Here is a 17,049-nt window from a genome sequence, read left to right as displayed (position 1 = left end):
TGCTGCCCGCCGTCACGAGGACGCGGCGCCCGCGAACTCGGCTGCATCCTGGTGCGGCGGCATCACGCGATATCCAGGTCGGTGATCGCGCCGTGGCGTAGGGTGAAGCGGAAGGTGAAGCGGATCGGACTGCCGGGAAAGTCGCCCGCAGTCGGCCCTTCGACAATGAAGCGGCCATCCTGTTCGCGCCACGTCTCGGGTGAGAAGACGGCGCGGCTGGCGATCGTCGCCGCGTCGATCCAGGCCCGGATCGCATCCCGGCCCACATGGCGCCCACCCTCATCCCGCACGACCGCGTCCGGTGCGAAGGGCGCCAGCATGGCATTCGCATCCAGGCGGGCATTCGCCGCGACATAGGCCGCGATCGGTTCTGGCAGTGCATCGGTCATCGCATGTCTCCGCGGTTGCTTGCTCCGCGGTGAAGCTGTTTCTAGGCTGCCCGGATGACAAGAACAGACGGAAAGGTAAGCGACTTACCTGAGGGTAAGCGTGCGGCCTACACGGCGGAGACGGCCGCGCAGGGCGTGCAGGACGTGATCCGGGTACTCGAAGGGCGATGGAAGCTCGTGATCCTGTTCCAGCTCTTCGGTGGTCAGGTCCGGCGCTTCTCGGATCTGGAGCGCGCCATTCCCGGCGTGTCGCAGAAGATGCTGATCCAGCAGTTGCGCCAGCTCGAGGCGGACGGCGTCGTGGCGCGCATCGTGCATCATCAGGTGCCGCCCAAGGTCGAGTATCACCTGACCGACTGGGGACAAGCGCTCTGCCCGGCGCTGGATGCCTTGCTCCTCTGGGCGGAACGCGCGCCCTCGGCTTTCGTCTCGCCGCCGGTTGCGGCGACCGAGCCCGACTAGGAGCCTCTGCTCAGGGCCGCGCGCGGTCGCTGCCGCGCTGGTCCCTCGGCCATTCAGGCGGCGACCTGCGGCTCGACCGGCGTCTTGGGCGTGCCGGCGGCCTCGATGGCGGCGCCGGCGTCCAGCAGCAGGTCCTCGCGGTAGCGGCCGGCGACGAGCTGCACGCCGACGGGCGTCCGGCCGACCAGGCCGGTGGTCACGGTCAGTCCGGGCAGCCCCATCAGCGGCAGTCCGACCTGGGTGAGCTGCGCTTCCATGACGGCGCGGAAGACTTCGACGCTTTCGACATCCTGCTGGTCGCGGAAGGGCAGCTCGGCGGAGACGGGACAGAGCGCGACGGGGAAGCGTTCGAAGAACTCCATCCACTCCCGCACGAAGCCGACGCGCTTCTGCAGCGCGTCCATGAAGCCGAACAGGTCGGGCGCGGGGCAGAGCGATTCCATCTGGGTATAGACGAACGTCGCGTCGGGATCGTCCTCCGCCGCGATGGCCTTGTTCAGCCCGCGGCGCGTTTCCGCGAGCCACAGCAACGCCTGGAGTTGCGCGGGTTCGCGCAACGGCGGCAGCGGCGCTTCCTCCACCGTCCAGCCGGCGTTCTCCAGCCGCTTCGCGGCGTCGCGCAGCGCGGCTTCGACGGGTGCGGAGGTCGCCAGGCCCTCAGGGCGCATGCAGAGCGCCGCGCGCTTCGGCGCGGGCGGGCCTTCCATGGGCGCGCCGACCCACCAGGGCTCGCGCACGTCGCGCGCGCTCATCGCCTCGAAGCCAAGCTTCACATCGGCGATGGTGCGCGCGAGCGGACCCGAGACGGCCATGATCTGTCCGCCGATGTGCCGATCCGGCAGCGACGGATTCCAGGCCGGGATTCTGCCGAGGGTCGGCCGCAGCCCGTGGATGCCGCAGGCATAGGCGGGATAGCGCACGGAGCCGCCGATATCGGTGCCGTGCCCGATCGCACCGATGCCGGCTGCGGTGGCTGCAGCCGCGCCTCCGGAAGACCCGCCGGGCGTGATGCCGGGATCCCAGGGATTCTTCGTGTGGCCATGCAGGCCGTTGCGGCAGAACCAGCGCAGCGAGAAGGCGGGCGTGTTGGTGCGGCCGAGGATCACCGCGCCCGCCTTGCGCAGGTTCGCGACGACGGGATTGTCCTCCGTCGCGCGGTGGTCCTTCTGAATCTTGAGGCCGTTGGTGGTGGCGTAGCCCGCCTGGTCCACGTTCACCTTGATGGTGACCGGCACGCCCGCCATCGGGCCGGCGTCCTCGCCGCGCGCGATCATCGCATCCACGCGCGCCGCTTCGGCCAGCGTGTCCTCGGGCCGGTGATCCACAACGGCGTTGATCGCGGGGTTTGCGGCGTCGAGCCGCGCGAGCGCATCCTTCGCGACCTCGGTCGCGCTCGCGCGCTTGCCGCGCACCAGCGCGGCGATCTCGGTGGCCGGCAGGCGCCAGAACTGGGTCATCGCGGTCCTCCGCCGAATTTCGGTTCGCGCTTGCCGAGGAAGGCCGCCTTGCCCTCGGCATGGTCGGCGCTGAGGAAGCAGGCGGTCTGGAACTGGCGTTCGTCTTCCAGCGCGCGTTCCAACCCTTCGGCCAGGATGCGCTTGGTGAGCGCGATCGGCAGTGCGGCCTGCGCGGCCAGGAAGCGTCCGAGTTCCTGCGCCTTTTCCAGCGTCACGCCCTTCGGCACGACATGGTCCACCAGGCCGATGCGCTCGCCCTCGGCCGCGCTTGCCTGCGTGCCGTAGAGGAAGAACTGGCGCGCGCGACCGTTGCCGATGCGCGCCGGCAGGGTGAAGGGCAGGCCAAGATCGGCCATCAGGCCCACCTTTCCGAAGCCCGCCATGAACTTCGCGTCCTCGGCCGCGACGATGGTGTCGCAGGCGCAGGCGACGGACAGCCCCGCGCCGACGCACCAGCCTTCCACCGCCGCGACGATGGGCAGGCGGCCCGCCACCATCAGGCGGATGATGCGATGCGTGCGCCGCATGCGCTCCAGCCCGCCGGCGTGGTCCGACACATCCATGCCGGAGATGTCGCCGCCCGAGCAGAAGGTGCCGCCCGCGCCGGTGACGACGATGGCGCCGATCGCGCGATCGCCCTGCGCCGCTTCCAGCAGGTCGTGCAGTTGCTCGCGCAGCGGCACCGCCAGCGCGTTGCGGCGTGCGGGATAGTCGAGCGTCAGCGTCAGCACGCCGGCGTCGCGCGCCGACCGGACCTGCATCTCAGCCATCGGCGTGCAGCGTCGCGCTGGTCTTGGCCTGCACATCCGCCAGAGAAAGACCCGGCACGATGTCGCGCACCACGAAGCCGCGGCCATGCACGACATCCACCACGGCAAGGTTCGTGTACACCCGCTGCACCGCGCCCATCGCGGTCAGCGGATAGCCGCAGTGTTCCACCAGCTTCGGCGTGCCGTCCTTGGTGGTGTGCTCCATCACCACCCAGAGCCGCTTCGCGCCGGCGGCGAGGTCCATCGCGCCGCCGACCGCGGGCGCGCTGTCGTTCTCGCTGGTCGCCCAGTTCGCGATATCGCCATTCTCCGCCACCTCGAAGGCGCCGAGGACACACAGGTCGATGTGGCCGCCGCGGATCATCGCGAAGCTGTCGGCGTGGTGGAAGAAGCTGCCGCCGGGCCGCAGCGTGACCGGCTGCTTGCCGGCATTCACCAGCCAGGCATTGACCTTGTCCTTCTCCGGCGCGGGACCCATGCCGAGGATGCCGTTCTCGCTGTGCAGGATCACCTCGCGCTCGGACGGAACATGGTCGGCGACCATCGTCGGGATGCCGATTCCGAGGTTGACGAACCAGCCTTCCGGGATGTCCTGCGCGACGCGGGCGGCCATCTGCTGACGGTTCCACATGGGTTCGCGACTCCTTCCAGAACGAGAGCCCGCGTCCGATGACCGCAGGGCCGAAGGCCCGGAGGTCTGAATCGGCCGCGCTAAATCCAAGGCGCGCCGCGCACGACCTGCACGACGCGGTTCACGAAGATGCCGGGCGTATGGACGTTGTCCGGCGCGATCTCTCCCAGTTCACGCAGATGGTGCACCTGCGCCACGGTGAGGTCGGCGGCCATGGCCATCACCGGGTTGAAGTTCCGCCCGCTCTCCCGATAGGTCAGGTTGCCCCAGCGATCGGCTTCCCAGCCCTCGATCAGCGCGACGTCGCCCTTCAGCGCCAGCTCCATCACATGCGCGCGGCCGTTGAAGTCCCGCGTCTCCTTGCCCTGCGCCAGCTTCGTGCCCGCGCCGGTCGGCGTGTAGAAGGCGGCGATGCCGGCGCCGGCGGCGCGCATGCGCTCGGCGAGCGTGCCCTGCGGCACGATCTCCAGCTCCAGCTTCCCGGCGCGATACAGCTCCTCGAACACGGTGGAGCCGGCGGAGCGCGGGAAGGAGCAGATGATCTTCCGAACGCGCCCCATCTCCATCAGCTTCGCCAGGCCGACACGCCCCGCGCCGGCATTGTTGGCAACGACCACCAGGTCCTTGGCGCCCTGCTCGATCAGGCCTTCGATCAGCTCGTCCGGCTGGCCCACGGCGCCGAAGCCGCCCATCAGCACCGTCGAGCCGTCCTTCACGCCGGCGAGCGCGTCGGCGATGGACTGGACGATCTTGTTGATCATGCGCGTCTGCCGCTCCTCCGCCCGTCTGGCAGCGGAGTTACCCGGACGGGCGCGACCCGTCCAGCATCACGCCAGCAGGAAGTCCCCGGCGGAGAGCGGCCCGCCCGAAAGGGTCACGGCGACCAGCATGTCGGCGGATGCCAGCGCCCCCGCGATGCCGTCATTGACGAAGACATATGTCCCCGCCGCGCTGCCCCCCGCGACGTCCACCTGCCAGACCTGCAGCAGCCCGCCGCTGGCGGTGACGTTGCCCGACCCGCCGAGCGCGGCGTTCAGCCCGTCCATCACCTCCGCATAGGTGTTCGCGCCGGTGCCGAGGCTGGCGAAGATCACGGAGACCGCGCCGTTGAAACCGACGCCGGCCTGCGCCACGCCGGCAAAGAGCTTGCCCGGAATATTGGTGAAGGCGATGCGGTCGAAGCCCGTCTCCATGTCCGTGATCAGGTCCACGCCGGCGCGGAAGCTCTCGGCGGCCTTCTCGAAGTAGAAGAAATCCGCGCCGTCATGGCCGGTCAGCGTGTCCGCGCCATTGCCGCCGACCAGCGTATCGGCCCCGTCCAGGCCATAAAGGTCGTCCAGCCCGACGCCACCTTCCAGCCGGTTGTTGCCGCCATTGCCCATGAGGATGTTGTCGAAGCCGTTGCCGAAGCCGTTGGTGGACAGGCCACCGGACAGCCGCAGCATCTCCACCTCCGCCGCCGCACCGAGCCAGTAGGAACTGGAGGCGAAGACGGTGTCGTTGCCGCCGCCCGCCGCCTCGATCACCAGGTCGAAGCGGCTGTTCACGATGTGCACATCGTCGCCGGAGCCGCCATCGGTGGTGTCGAAGCCGCCGGCGCCGTCCAGCGTGTCGGCGCCGGCGCCGCCCGCGAGCATGTCGTTGCCGCCGCCGCCGCTGGCGGAATCGTCGCCCTCCGCCCCGTGCAGGCTGTTGGCACCGGAGGAGCCGAACAGCGTGTCCGCGCCCGCGCTGCCGAGCGCATGCTCGATGCTGGTGAAGCGATCCAGCGACCCCTGCGCGCCCGATCCGTCGCCATCCCAGGCCCAGCCGGCCTGCAGGTTGATCATCGCATCCAGATGGACCGGGCGCGCGACGTCGATGCTCGCGCTGTAGTACGAAACGAAATCCTCGCCGGCGCCGCCGATGAAGGTGTCCGCGCCCGCGAGGCCCAGAAACCAGGTGCCGTCCGCATCGCCCGCCAGACGGTCGGCGAAGCGGCTGCCGGCGACGAACTCGATGGTACCGGCGAGGCTGTCCGTACCGCCATCGCCATCCTCTGCGGTGCCGGCGGATAGGTCCACCGCCACGCCGGCGGCCGCCCGCGCATAGCTGACGCGGTCGAAGCCCAGGCCGCCTGCGAGCGTATCGTCGCCGCCGCCGCCCTGCATGAAGGCGCCGTTGTCGCCGGCGACGATCAGGTCGTCCGAGAAGCTGCCCTCGATGCCGAAGACGTTCACCAGCGTGTCCAGCGTGCCGAAGCCGTCCTGCACGGCGATGCCGAGGTCGAGGCGCGCAACGATGCCGCCCGCGTCGTCGCGGTAGCTGGCGATGACGCCGTCATCCGGGTCGGCGCCCATGATCGTGTCGGCACCAAGCCCGCCGCGCAGCACCGAGGCATCCCGGGCGTGGAACGCCACGCCGGCGAAGGTGAAGGCCGGCGCGCGCTCCAGCCCGACCAGCACGTCATTGTGCAGGCTGCCGCGCGCGCCCTCCACGCCGGACAGCAGGTCGGTATTCCCCCAGCCGTCGCGCGCGCCATGCCCGGCCACGGTCCGCGCGCCCTCGGCGCCGAAGGCTGCAAGCACCAGCGCGGCGTCCGAGAGGTTGACGATCACGCCGAAGCCATCGCCGTTCGGGTCGGCATCGTCGCCGTAATCGGCCGTGTCGTCGCCGAGGCCACCTTGCAGAGAATCCGCGCCACGCTGCCCGCCCAGCAGGTTGTCGGCGTCCGAGCCGATCAGCGTGTCCGCCGCGGCCGTTCCGCGCAGACCCTCGATGGACAGCAGCGTGTCCGTCGCGCCCGAGGAATCGCGCGCGCTGCCGCCGGCGACGCCGCCCACCGCGACCGCGCCGAGATTGGCCAGCACGCCGGTCACGGTGGAATCGCCGGACCAGTCCGCGACGTCGAACCCGGCGCCGCCGTCCAGCAGATCCGCACCCGCGCCGCCGCGCAGCCAGTTGTCGCCGCCATCGCCGATCAGCGTGTCCGCACCCGCGCCGGCGACCACCATCTCGATGCTGCTCCGCCCGGGGGCGGCGAAGCGCAGCAAGTCCGTGCCGCCCAGCCCGTCCGAGGCACGGCCGGTCGCCAGGTTCACGCTGACGGGACCCGCTGCATTGTCGTAGCGCAGCGTGTCGAAGCCATCGCCGCCGCCGATGGTGTCGTTCCCCGCGCCGCCGGCGAAACTCTCGTCGAGCCCGCTGCCGAGCAGGCGGTCATGGCCCGCGGTGCCCACGAAGCCGTCCATGCCGGTGAGCGTGTCGATTCCGAGCACGGCACCGCCGGCGGTGGCGATCTTGGCCATGCGGACGAAGCCGCCGAAGGGCGTGGCGAGGACATGCACACCTGCACCGAGCGCGCCATAGTCGATGACATCGGCGCCCTCGCCGCCATCCACGGTGTCGTTGCCGCGCGAGCCGAGGATCGTGTCGGCGCCGGCATCGCCTGCAAGCTGGTCATTGCCGTGCCCGCCCGACAGCCGGTCCGGGCCATCCCCGCCGCGCAGCACGGCACCGAGGCTGCCCGTGGCGCTGAGCGTGTCGTTGCCGGTGCCGCCGTCCAGCATCGCCTGGCCCGTCGTGGCGAGGACATCGTCCCCCGCCTCGCCGAAGGCGTAGCCGGCATCGGCCAGCGCGATGGAATCGTTGCCCGTGCCGCCGAGGGCGATGTTCCAGCCGGTGCCGGGCAGGATCGTGTCCGCCCCCTCGGCGCCGAGGATCACATCGCCGCCGCCGGGGCTGGCGGCAGGCAGGCCGTTGTTGGACCCGCCGGCCGCGGCGGTGCGGATCAGGTCATTGCCAGCCGTGCCGGTGATCTGCGCCATGGCCGCCCGCCCTTCCCCGCTTCAGCGGAGGACAGAGTCGCGCAGCGCGCCGGTGGACACAAGCATCGTAGGTTGGAAAACAATTCCAATATGCGCGTATTTGGCGAATTGCCGCCCGAACGTCACCTTGCCCGGAAGGCGCCGTTCCCCACCACCACCACGTCGCGCTCCAGGACCCGCGCGCGGAAGGCCGCGCCGCCGGGCTGCGGCCAGATCTCCGTGCGGATGGTCTCGCCCGGGAAGACCGGTGCGGAGAAGCGGCATTCCATGCGGCCGAAGCGCGCGGGATCGCCGCCGCACACCGCACGCAGCAATGCGCGCCCGACCACGCCGAAGGTCGCCAGGCCGTGCAGGATCGGGCGCGGGAAGCCGGCCTTCGCCGCCACGGCGGGGTCGCTGTGCAGCGGGTTGTGGTCGCCGTTCAGGCGATACAGCAGCGCCATCTCAGGCCGCGTCGGCAGGTCGAGCGTGATCGCCGGCGCGCCCTCCGGCTCCGGCGCGGGCTTCTTCACCGGGCCGGATGGGCCGCCGAATCCACCATCGCCGCGCAGGAAGGTGGTCTGCTCCAGCGTCGCGAGTTTCTCGCCCGTAGCGGCATCCAGGATGACGCGCTCCGAGTAGAGCAGCGCGCCCTTGCCCTCGCCGCGATCTACGATGCCGGTCACGCGGGACCGGCCGATCACCTCGCCTTCCACGGGCAGGGTGCCGTGCAGCGTGATGGCCTGCTCGCCATGCACCAGGCGCAGCGCGTCCACGCCGGTGGTGGGGTCGCGCAGCCAGAAGCCGGGGTAGCCGAGCACCACCGCCATGGTCGGCAGCGCGCGCATCGCCGCGCCTTCGGTGACGAAGCGCAGCTCCGCTTCGTCCATCGGATCCTGCGCGCAGCCAAGCGAGAGCGCGTACAGCGCAGCATCCTGCCATCGCAGCCGCTGGCGGACATCCGGGATCGGGAAGTTCAGCAGTCTTTCGTAGGTGATGGGCATGGTCAGTCCAGTTCGATGACGGCGTCCGCGGCCAGCGCGCCCTGTCCTTCGGGCAGCACCATCAGCGGGTTGACCTCGGCGGAGCGGACACGCGGCTGCATGCCGAAGCGCGAGAGCGCGGCGAGCGCGCGCGCGAGCGCCGGCACATCGGCCTTCGGCCGGCCGCGCGCGCCATCCAGCAGCGGGAAGCCGCGCAGCGACCGGATCATCTCTCCCGCCTCCTCCTCGCTCACCGGGCAGCGCCGGAAGGCAACGTCCCGAAACACCTCGATGAAGACACCGCCGAGGCCGACCATGGCGACGGGGCCGAAGACGGGGTCGCGCACCACGCCGATCGCCATCTCCACCGCGTCGCGGACCTGCTTCGCGACCAGCACGCCGTCGATGCGCGCCTTCGGTGCGCGTTCGGCGCCGCGCGCCATCAGCGTGGCGAAGCCGTCCCGCACCGCGCTTTCGTCGGCCAGGTTCAGCAGCACGCCGCCGATCTCGCTCTTGTGCAGGATGTCCGCCGAGAGAATTTTTGCGACGACCGGGAAGCCGATCTCGCGCGCCGCGGCCACCGCGTCCTCTACGGTCGCGCAGGCGCGTTCCGGCACGCCCGGCACGCCCGCCTCCGCCAGGATGCGCTTGGCGCCGGCCTCGTCAGGCGCTTGTGCCGGCAAATCCAGGAGCCCCACTTCCCCACCCGGCCGCGGCAGCCGTCCAAAAGAATCGGCGAAGCGGCCGAGGGCGGAGAGGGCGACGACGGCGCGCGTCGGGTCCTCCAGCACAAGGAAGCCATCCGCTTCCCATTCGCGCGTGCGTTCCGGCGAGGCGAGGATCGAGAGCAGGAACAGCCGGTCGGGGTGCCGGTCCAGCACCGCCTTCAGCTCGGCCCGCAGCGGCGGCGTCATCGTCGCGCTGTCGCCCCAGGCGGTGAAGAAGGCGATCAGGCTGGTGTAGCCGCCATCCGCCGCCATGCTTTCCGCGAAGGCGCCGACCACCTTCATGTCGTTGAAGGCCTGGGCGGTGCAGTCCACCGGATTGCGCGGCGAGGAGAAGGGCACCAGCGCCTTCAGCCTCGCCTGTGCGGCCTGCGGCATCTCCGGCATCGGCAGCCCCGCAGCCTCCGCGGCGTCCGCGATCAGCACGCCCGCGCCGCCCGAGATCGTCACCACGCCCAGCGTGTTGCCGAACGGATAGATGCGCTTCTGCGCAACGTAGCAGACATCCAGCAGTTCTTCCGTCGTGCGCGCGCGATGCACGCCGAACTCGGCCAGCACCGCATCCAGCACGCGGTCGTCGCCGGCGATGGAGGCGGTGTGCGACTGGGCCGCGGCCTCGCCCACCGCGCTGCGGCCGACCTTCATCATCACCACGGGCTTTCGCGCGAGTCGCGCGGCTTCCAGCGCCTGCACGAAGCGCACGCCGTCGCGAATGCCTTCCGCATAGGCGGCGATCACCTGCACCTCGTCGGCCGCCGCCATCCATTCGATGAAATCGGCCAGGTGCAGGTCGGCCTCGTTGCCGGTCGTCACCAGCACGGGCACGCCGATGCCGCGCGCACGCGCCGCGGCGAAGAGGTGGCTGCCATAGGCACCGGACTGGCTTGCGATGCCGACCACGCCCGGGATCCAGCCCTGCTCCACGCTGGCGGAGAAGATCGGGAAGTAGCCGAGCGGCGCGTTGAACAGGCCGAGGCAGTTCGGCCCGACGATGCGCATGCCGTGGCGGCGCCCGGCCGCCACCAGGCGGTCCTGCATCGCCGCGCCGTCCGGCCCGACTTCGGCGAAGCCGGCCGTGAAGGTGATCGCCGCCTTGCAGCCGCGCGCGCCGAGTGCCTCCGCCGCCGCGATCGCCCCTTCGCCGGGGATCGCGATGATCGCGGCGTCCGGCGCCTGCGGGAGGCTCGCGATGTCGGCGAAGGCCGGCAGACCCTGCACCGTCGCGCGGTTCGGGTTCACCGGCAGGATCGCCCCGGCGAAGCCGCGAGTCTTCAGGTAGGACAGCGGCCGCCCGCCGATCCGCGTGGGATCGTCGGACGCGCCGATGATGGCGATGGAGCGTGGACGCAACAGCGCGTCCAGCGGATGGTCGTGCAGGGCGCGTCCTCCTTGGCCGGACGCGCAGGGTGCAGAGTGCGGCCCCGGGCGCAAGCCCGGGATCAGTGCATTGCTGCGCTGGTCGGCCGTCAGGCCGGCTGGCGATCCTTGCGGCGCCGCAGCGCGCCGAGCGCCAGCAGCCCCACCAGCATCACCGGCGCGGCACCCGGAGCAGGCACCGGCAGGCCCAGCGTCTCCGCTGCGATGCGCTGCAGCAGCACCGCCTCCCGCGCGCTGATGCCGAGATCCAGCGCCGCCTGCTCGTCCCGGCCGAAGATGCGGGGATCGAGGCCGGTGATGGTGCCAAAAAGCGTCAGCGCGCTGAGATAGGAACCCCATGCGCTGGCATGGGTGCCGTCGTCGAACCACAGGTCGATGAGGCCATCCGTCAGCGCATCCGGCGCATACATGTTCCGCGTCGCGATACCCTTCAGCACCGCCGCGAGGAAGGCCTCGCCGACCGGCGCGATGTCGGCGAACAGGTCCGGGCGCGCTGCCAGCACGGCCGCGTAGGAGGCGCGCAGATCCTCCGTCATCCGCTCCAGCCCGTCCGCGGCCGGATAGGGGCCGGTGATCGGGGTGGTGGTGCGCGTGACCTCGCCAGTGGTGTCGTCGGTGCTGGTGACGACGCCGCCCTCGATCAGGTTCGGCCGTGCCCAGGTCTGGTAGAGAAACACCTCGGTATCCGGGTTCGTGTTCGGATTGCCGGTGACGCTGCGCACGGTGTTGTTGCAGGTGTTCGCGGAATTGCCGGTGGCGTCCCGGCAGGCCTGGGTGGAGCCGAAGAGCTGCGTCTCCGTGAAGCTGCGGTCCGTGCTCTGGCTGCGCGCGTATTCGGCGAGCTGCGTCGCATACATGGTGAAGGAGCCGGGCCGTGCATTGCCCGTGGTGCCGACCGGCAGCGGACCGTCGCTGAGTTCCTGCAGAACCAGCTTGTCCCAGCGCTGCGTGGCGATGTTGCTGCGCAGGTTCCAGCCCACCGGATTGGTGTTGAGATAGTGCCCGCGCAGCGAGGCCGCGTTGCGGGTGGACAGCGCGACATCGTAGTCGAGCCCGGCCTGCGTGGTCAGCGCCTTGAAGATGCCGGGCACGCCGCCCCAGGGATGCGGCTCATAGAGGTTGGAGCCCGTCGTGTTGCCGAAGCCGGGCTGCGTCGGCGCCGTCATGTCGCGCACATTGGCCGCGTTGTAGGACATCGCGGGATCGACGCGGCCGAAGGTGTAGCTGTTGCCTATGAAGAGGATCGAGATCGGATCGGCCTGCGCTGCCCCCGGCGCGGCGAGCGCGGCAGACAGAAGCGCCGCACGGGCCATGCCGCGCAGCGCGCCGCGATGCTCCCTGGTCATGTTGGACTTCCTCCCTGGATCACGGATCCGAGAGGAGCACGGCCCTGGCCAAGTGGGAAGGCCAGGGCTGTAGGGAGGTCAGGCGCCTCAGGCGCCGGGCGCGACCACCATGCAGGCGCCGCCGCGCAGTCGCGTGCAGGCCTGCTCCGCGGCGCCGCGCGAGCCAAGGCCCGTCACCCGCGCGCGATACAGCGTCGAGCGGCCCTGGGAGACGCGCTCCACCGAGACCTGCGTCCCCGCCACGCCCATGCGGGAGCGCGCCTGGTTGGCCGCGTTGCGCGCGAGGTTCTGCGAGGCGAAGGCGCCGACCTGCACGCCCCAGGCGCCGCCCGAGCGGGCGGCCGTGGGCACCGGCGGCGTCAGGACCCGCGGCGGCACCGGCAGCGTGCCGGCCTGCGCCTGCGGGATCAGCGAGAAGCCGCGCGAAACCGGCGCGGCCGCCACGGCACTGGGCGGCGGCGCGAGAGGCTCGGCGCTGATCGTGCCGGGATCGCCGGGGCTGACGATCGGGTCCATGCGGGTGACCGCCTGGACCGAAACGGGCCGGTCGCCCGGGCTGACGATCGGCTCCATGCGGCGCTGGAAATCACCGAGGCTGGCGACAGGCGCCATCGCCACCACCGAGCCGGCCGACGCGACCTGGTACGGCGCCGGCGGGCTGCTGGTGCTGCCGTCGGGGATCGGCGCCATCGCCACGACCGGGCCGGGCGGAAGCTGTGCGACGCGGATGCCCGGGTCGGCGCCCTGCCGCTGCTCGCGCAGCGCAAGCATGGTGGCGCGGTCGCCGCGGCGCGGACCGGCGGGGATGTTGAGGGGCAGCTCGGCAGCGGCATAGACCTCCGGCGGCGCGCGGCGCGTCGGGCTGCTGCCCTGGATGCGCGGGCCGATGCGCGCGACGTAGTTCCGCGTCTCCGTCGGCAGGCCGCGACTGCCCCACAGATAATCCTCCAGCCGCCGCGGCCCCGCATTGTAGGCGGCCAGGAAGGCCGGCGAGCCGTAGAGGTCGTACATCTCCCGCAGATAGGCCGTGCCGGCCATCAGGTTGTCCCAGGGATGATAGGGATCGCCGCCGAGCCCGTAGCGGCGCGTCAGCTCGGCGTAGGTGCCGGGCATCACCTGCATCAGGCCCATCGCGCCGACCCGGCTGGTCGCGGAAACCCGCCCGCCGGATTCCTGGCGCATCACCTCACGGATCCAGCGCTCCGGGATGTCGAAGCGGCGGGAGGCCTGGCTGATGTAGGGACCCCAGGGATCATGCGGCGGACCCGGCGGATCATAGCCGGAAGGGCGAGGCCAGGCGCCATCAGAGACCGGGGCGCGCACCGCCGCCTGTTGCGTGCCGCAGGCGGCGAGCGTGCCGAGCAGCAGGCACGCCATGATCGGTCGCATGCGCTGCGCCAGCCGGGACCGGGTCATGCTCGCACTCCGTCGGTTGCCGGGTGTCGGTCCCCGAGGCCCGCCCCCCCATGGTGCCACTGCCGTCCCCACGGCCGCGGCGACCCGGGCCAACCCCGACTCCGTCCCGTCGTTCAAGCACGCTGACCCAGGAATTGCAGCGACGCCTTCAAGCGCCGCGTTAACGCCGTGAGCCAAGTCCAGAAACCAACCCCCTACTACCCGGGGGCGGGTATACGCAAGGCCGGGATCAAGGCAGAAGAATGGCAATGCGCGCCGTGCCCGCGCCACCGGGCGTCGTTCCACTGCGCGCAGTTCAATGAGGACCGGGGCGGTTCGGCGCGGAAGCCGGCACGTCCGGAGGCAAGACGGGACCGATCGCGATGCGCATGACGAAACCTGCCCTCCCCCTGATCGCGGCCTTCGCGCTGCTCGCCACCGTGCCGGCCTGCGCGCCGGCGAATACCGGCACGACGGTCTCGCGCGCGGGACTCGGGCAGGCGGCCAGCGTCTCCTTCGGCACCATCGTCGGCTCCCGGCCGGTGCAGGTGCAGGGCGACGGCACGGTCGGCACGCTGGCAGGCGCGGCGGCGGGCGGCGTGGCGGGCAGCTTCATCGGCGGCGACTGGCGCTCGAACGCGCTGGCCGGCATCGGCGGCGCCATCGTCGGCGGCCTCGCCGGCAATGCCATCGGCCAGGGCGTGACCCGCGGCGCCGCCATCGAGTTCATCGTCCGCCAGGACAACGGCGTGGATATCGCGGTGGTGCAGACCAACGAGGAAGGGCTGCAGGTCGGCGACCGCGTGGTGATCACCCGCGGCGACCGCGTGCGCCTGTCCCGCGCCGCCGGCGGCCCGCCGCCGGGGGTGGCCGGCGCGCCGATGGGCGCCACCGGCGTCTCCGGCCCAGGCATGTCGAAATAGCGCGCGTCAGGGCGGTTCCGGGCGGATGCGGAAGCGCACCAGCCGGATCGCCCGATCCGCCAGCGGCGAAGGCAGCAGCGCGAGAAGGCGCAGCGGCCAGGCCAGCGCGGGCGGGAAGGCCGCCATCGCGCGGCCGGCGCGGATCGCCCTCTCGCAACGCGCGGCCGTGTCGTCCAGCGTCATCTTCGACGGGCGGCGGCCGAGGTGGCGCGCGCCCATCGCGCTGTCGAAGAAGCCCGGGCAGAGCACGGTGACGCGCAGCCCCTGCGGGGCATGCGCGGCACGCAGCGACTCCCCCCAGGCGAGCATGCCCGCCTTGCTGGCGGAGTAGCCGGGGCTGTCCGGCAGGCCGCGAAAGGCCGCGAGCGAGGCCACCAGCGCCACCGCCCCCTCCCCGCGCGCCAGCATGCCCGGCAGAAGCGGCCCGACGAGGTGAATCGCGCCGAGCAGGTTCACCGCGACCTGCCGTGCCGCCGCATCGGGATCTTCCGCGCCGCCCGCGCTGGCGGTGCCGGCCAGCACCCCGGCATTGGCGATGACGAGATCGACCGGACCGGCGGCCTCGAAGCGCGCCAGGGCGGCAGCAAGCCGCGCGGCCTCGGCGACGTCGAGGGCTGCGATCTCGACCGCCGCCCCGCGCGCCGCGCAGTCCGCGGCCACGGCCTCCAGCGCGTCGCGATCTCGCGCAACCAGCAGCAACCGCGCGCCCGATGCCGCGAAGCGCCGCGCCAGCGCCGCGCCCAGCCCGCGCGAGGCGCCGGAGATCACCACCGACCGGAACGCCCTCACCGCAGCCCCCGGAGACGGGCGAGGCTGCGCCGCACGAAGCCCTCAACCGCGCGCAGGCCGGCGAAGCGGCCGGGCGGGAAGAGCGCGGGCTGGTCCATCCGCTCGATCAGCACCTCCGGCGGGCAGGGCAGTTCGGTCAGCGGGTCGAGGCAGCGCGGATAGAGGATCAGGGCGCCCGCCACCAGCGCGTCCAGGCTGAGGGCGCGGCCGCGGCGGGGCGGTGCGGCGCGGTCCTCGGTCAGACCCCAGCCGGCATAGAAGGGCATGCCCCAGCAGGTGACGGGGATGCCGCGCAGCAGCGCCTCGAAGCCGGTCAGGGAGGTCAGGGTGTGGACCGCGTCCACCTGTTCGAGCACCGCGGCCATCGGCGCGCCTTCCAGAACCAGGTCCGCCAGGCCGGCGAGTTCCGCGGCCGGGATGCGGCCGCGGCGGTAGCCGGCCTCGATGTCGGGATGCGGCTTGTAGACCAGGAAGGCGTCGGGTTCGGCGGCGCGGATGCGGTGCAGCAGGGCGCGGTTGCCGCTGATCCCGGCCCCGCCGCGCCGCACGGAGGCGTCGTCCTCGACCTGTCCGGGCACCAGGATGCGCCGGCGCCCCGGCGGCGCGGCGATGCGCGGTGCCTCGCCGCCGAGATTGTATTTGGTGATGCCGCGCGCGACGATCGCCTGGCGCAACGTGGCCGCGCGGGCCAGGAGCGACTGCGGGAAATCGGCGGTGGCAAGAAGTTGCTCGAGGTCGCTCGGCCGCGCCGGATCGTAGTAGGGGCCCCGCCGATCCAGCGCGAAGGACGCTCCAGGCCGGAACGCGGCGCCCAATCCGGCCGAACGGATGAACCCGTCCTCCAGCCAGAGCAGCGTGACGCCCGCGGCCGCAGCGCGGGCGGGCAGGTCGTCCGGGGCGGAGGCGCTCCAGGTCAGCAGCGCGCCGCCGCCTCGCCGCGCCGCGGCGATGGCGCGGCCGGCCGTGGCGTGGAAGCCGGGAGGCGGCCGGTCGGAGGCCAGCAGCGCACGCAGGCGCGGACGCTTGTAGGGATGGATGCCGAGGCAGGCGGCGACCTGCCTTCCCTCGGCGGCACGCGCCTTCCACAGCGCAAGCAGGTCGACCGCCTCCTCCACGCGGCAGGGACGGCGCCGGAAGGGATCGGCGCAGCGCGTCGCCGCGAGCAGCCGGGCCCAGCATTCCTGGCCATCCAGGCCGGCCAAGGGACCGTCCGCTACCGTGACGCCGGCGGCCATCGCCAGCAGCGCCATGTCGCGGGAGGCGCCGTGCAGGACCCGCGCGCCGTCCAGCAGCGTCCAGGGATCCAGCGCCGGCAGGCTGCCGGGCAGGACCGGCGCTCCCGTGGCGAAGGGATCACGCGCCACCAGCACCGGGCCGGGCGTCGCCCGCGCGGCGGCCAGCCAGGCCAGCGCCTCGGCCCGCCGCGTGGCATCGCAGGGATCGAGCACCACCACCGCGCTGCGCGCCGGCACGCCCAGCCCGGCAGGCCCGGGATCGGGCAGCCCCGGCGGCCCGCCCAGCCGGGCCGCGGCGAAGCGGGCCAGGAGCGCGGAAAGGCCCGGCATGACCGGCACGGGCTGGGCGAGGGCGGCCGCCACCGGGTCGGGCGCCTCGGCGCAGATCAGCGCCACCGGCATCTCCCGCCCGCCCAGGCTCGGTGGCCGGAACGGCCCCGGCGCGAAGGCCGGCGCAAGGCCGGGCGGGCCGGCGACGAGGCGCCGTTCCGGCCAGAAGGCAGGCAGATGCGGCCAAGCCGCAAGCAGGGGGGCCGGCACCGGCAGGGGCAGCATGGCGTCCGGCACAACGGGATGTTACCGCGGAACGCGAGCGACGCGCAGCGGCATCGCGGCAACAGGTCGGGACAACCTTTGCGTGCGACCCATCATGGCGTGCCATACTGTTTTGCCTGGATTCATCGTATCAGCTACACCTTGCAAGTGATGCAAAGCACTGTGTCCTTGCGCGTCACGCGCCACTCCACCGATCTGCCTATGGTCCGGCGGGGCGCCCGCCCTGT

General features: G+C 72.1%; 14 protein-coding genes. 2 read left to right on the top strand and 12 right to left on the bottom strand.

Annotated elements, in window-relative coordinates:
• Positions 1–62: 62 nt before the first annotated feature.
• Positions 63–389 carry a nuclear transport factor 2 family protein gene (locus E4T13_RS28510; RefSeq protein ID WP_137181719.1) on the bottom strand — a complete coding sequence of 109 codons (327 nt, stop codon included), beginning with the start codon at positions 387–389 and terminating at the stop codon, positions 63–65.
• Between the two features lie 135 nt (positions 390–524).
• On the opposite strand from E4T13_RS28510, the gene E4T13_RS28505 reads away from it, so the two are divergent.
• Positions 525–851 carry a helix-turn-helix domain-containing protein gene (locus E4T13_RS28505; protein WP_240791333.1) on the top strand — a complete coding sequence of 109 codons (327 nt, stop codon included), beginning with the start codon at positions 525–527 and terminating at the stop codon, positions 849–851.
• Between the two features lie 53 nt (positions 852–904).
• Here E4T13_RS28505 and E4T13_RS28500 read toward each other — a convergent pair whose 3' ends face one another.
• From E4T13_RS28500 to E4T13_RS28460, 9 genes are all read right to left on the bottom strand, one after another.
• A complete protein-coding gene (locus E4T13_RS28500) occupies positions 905–2,308 on the bottom strand; it encodes an amidase family protein (RefSeq protein WP_137181717.1) in 1,404 nt (467 codons plus the stop codon).
• The gene (locus E4T13_RS28495) at positions 2,305–3,078 is read right to left on the bottom strand and encodes an enoyl-CoA hydratase/isomerase family protein (RefSeq protein ID WP_137181716.1); all 774 of its coding nucleotides are present in this window, start codon (positions 3,076–3,078) and stop codon (positions 2,305–2,307) included. The genes E4T13_RS28500 and E4T13_RS28495 overlap by 4 nt, the downstream gene beginning before the upstream one ends.
• The gene (locus tag E4T13_RS28490) at positions 3,071–3,709 is read right to left on the bottom strand and encodes a 3-oxoacid CoA-transferase subunit B (RefSeq protein ID WP_137181715.1); all 639 of its coding nucleotides are present in this window, start codon (positions 3,707–3,709) and stop codon (positions 3,071–3,073) included. Before E4T13_RS28490 ends, E4T13_RS28495 begins: the two co-directional genes overlap by 8 nt.
• A gap of 80 nt (positions 3,710–3,789) precedes the next feature.
• On the bottom strand, positions 3,790–4,470 hold the full coding sequence (locus E4T13_RS28485; RefSeq protein ID WP_137181714.1) for a 3-oxoacid CoA-transferase subunit A: 681 nt from the start codon (positions 4,468–4,470) through the stop codon (positions 3,790–3,792).
• 66 nt (positions 4,471–4,536) lie between these two features.
• Entirely contained in the window at positions 4,537–7,515 is a 2,979-nt protein-coding gene (locus E4T13_RS28480; RefSeq protein WP_137181713.1) for a calcium-binding protein, read from the bottom strand.
• Between the two features lie 122 nt (positions 7,516–7,637).
• Positions 7,638–8,498 carry a MaoC/PaaZ C-terminal domain-containing protein gene (locus E4T13_RS28475; protein WP_137181712.1) on the bottom strand — a complete coding sequence of 287 codons (861 nt, stop codon included), beginning with the start codon at positions 8,496–8,498 and terminating at the stop codon, positions 7,638–7,640.
• Between the two features lie 2 nt (positions 8,499–8,500).
• On the bottom strand, positions 8,501–10,552 hold the full coding sequence (locus E4T13_RS28470) for an acetate--CoA ligase family protein (protein WP_240791332.1): 2,052 nt from the start codon (positions 10,550–10,552) through the stop codon (positions 8,501–8,503).
• Between the two features lie 116 nt (positions 10,553–10,668).
• Positions 10,669–11,925: a hypothetical protein gene (locus E4T13_RS30720; protein WP_137181711.1), complete on the bottom strand. Its 1,257-nt coding sequence runs from the start codon at positions 11,923–11,925 to the stop codon at positions 10,669–10,671.
• An 87-nt stretch (positions 11,926–12,012) separates the two neighbouring features.
• The gene (locus E4T13_RS28460) at positions 12,013–13,341 is read right to left on the bottom strand and encodes a transglycosylase SLT domain-containing protein (RefSeq protein WP_137181710.1); all 1,329 of its coding nucleotides are present in this window, start codon (positions 13,339–13,341) and stop codon (positions 12,013–12,015) included.
• A gap of 368 nt (positions 13,342–13,709) precedes the next feature.
• Here E4T13_RS28460 and E4T13_RS28455 point away from each other — a divergent pair, with 368 nt between their 5' ends.
• Positions 13,710–14,243, top strand: a complete 534-nt coding sequence (locus tag E4T13_RS28455; RefSeq protein ID WP_137181709.1) for a glycine zipper 2TM domain-containing protein — start codon at positions 13,710–13,712, stop codon at positions 14,241–14,243.
• A gap of 6 nt (positions 14,244–14,249) precedes the next feature.
• Here E4T13_RS28455 and E4T13_RS28450 read toward each other — a convergent pair whose 3' ends face one another.
• The gene (locus tag E4T13_RS28450) at positions 14,250–15,032 is read right to left on the bottom strand and encodes an SDR family oxidoreductase (protein ID WP_137181708.1); all 783 of its coding nucleotides are present in this window, start codon (positions 15,030–15,032) and stop codon (positions 14,250–14,252) included.
• Entirely contained in the window at positions 15,029–16,822 is a 1,794-nt protein-coding gene (locus E4T13_RS28445; protein ID WP_137181707.1) for a hypothetical protein, read from the bottom strand. The genes E4T13_RS28450 and E4T13_RS28445 overlap by 4 nt, the downstream gene beginning before the upstream one ends.
• Between the last annotated feature and the right edge of the window lie 227 nt (positions 16,823–17,049).

Source organism: Roseomonas sp. AR75, from assembly GCF_005222815.1.
GTDB lineage: Bacteria > Pseudomonadota > Alphaproteobacteria > Acetobacterales > Acetobacteraceae > Falsiroseomonas.
This window is presented reverse-complemented; position numbering and strand designations above follow the sequence as displayed.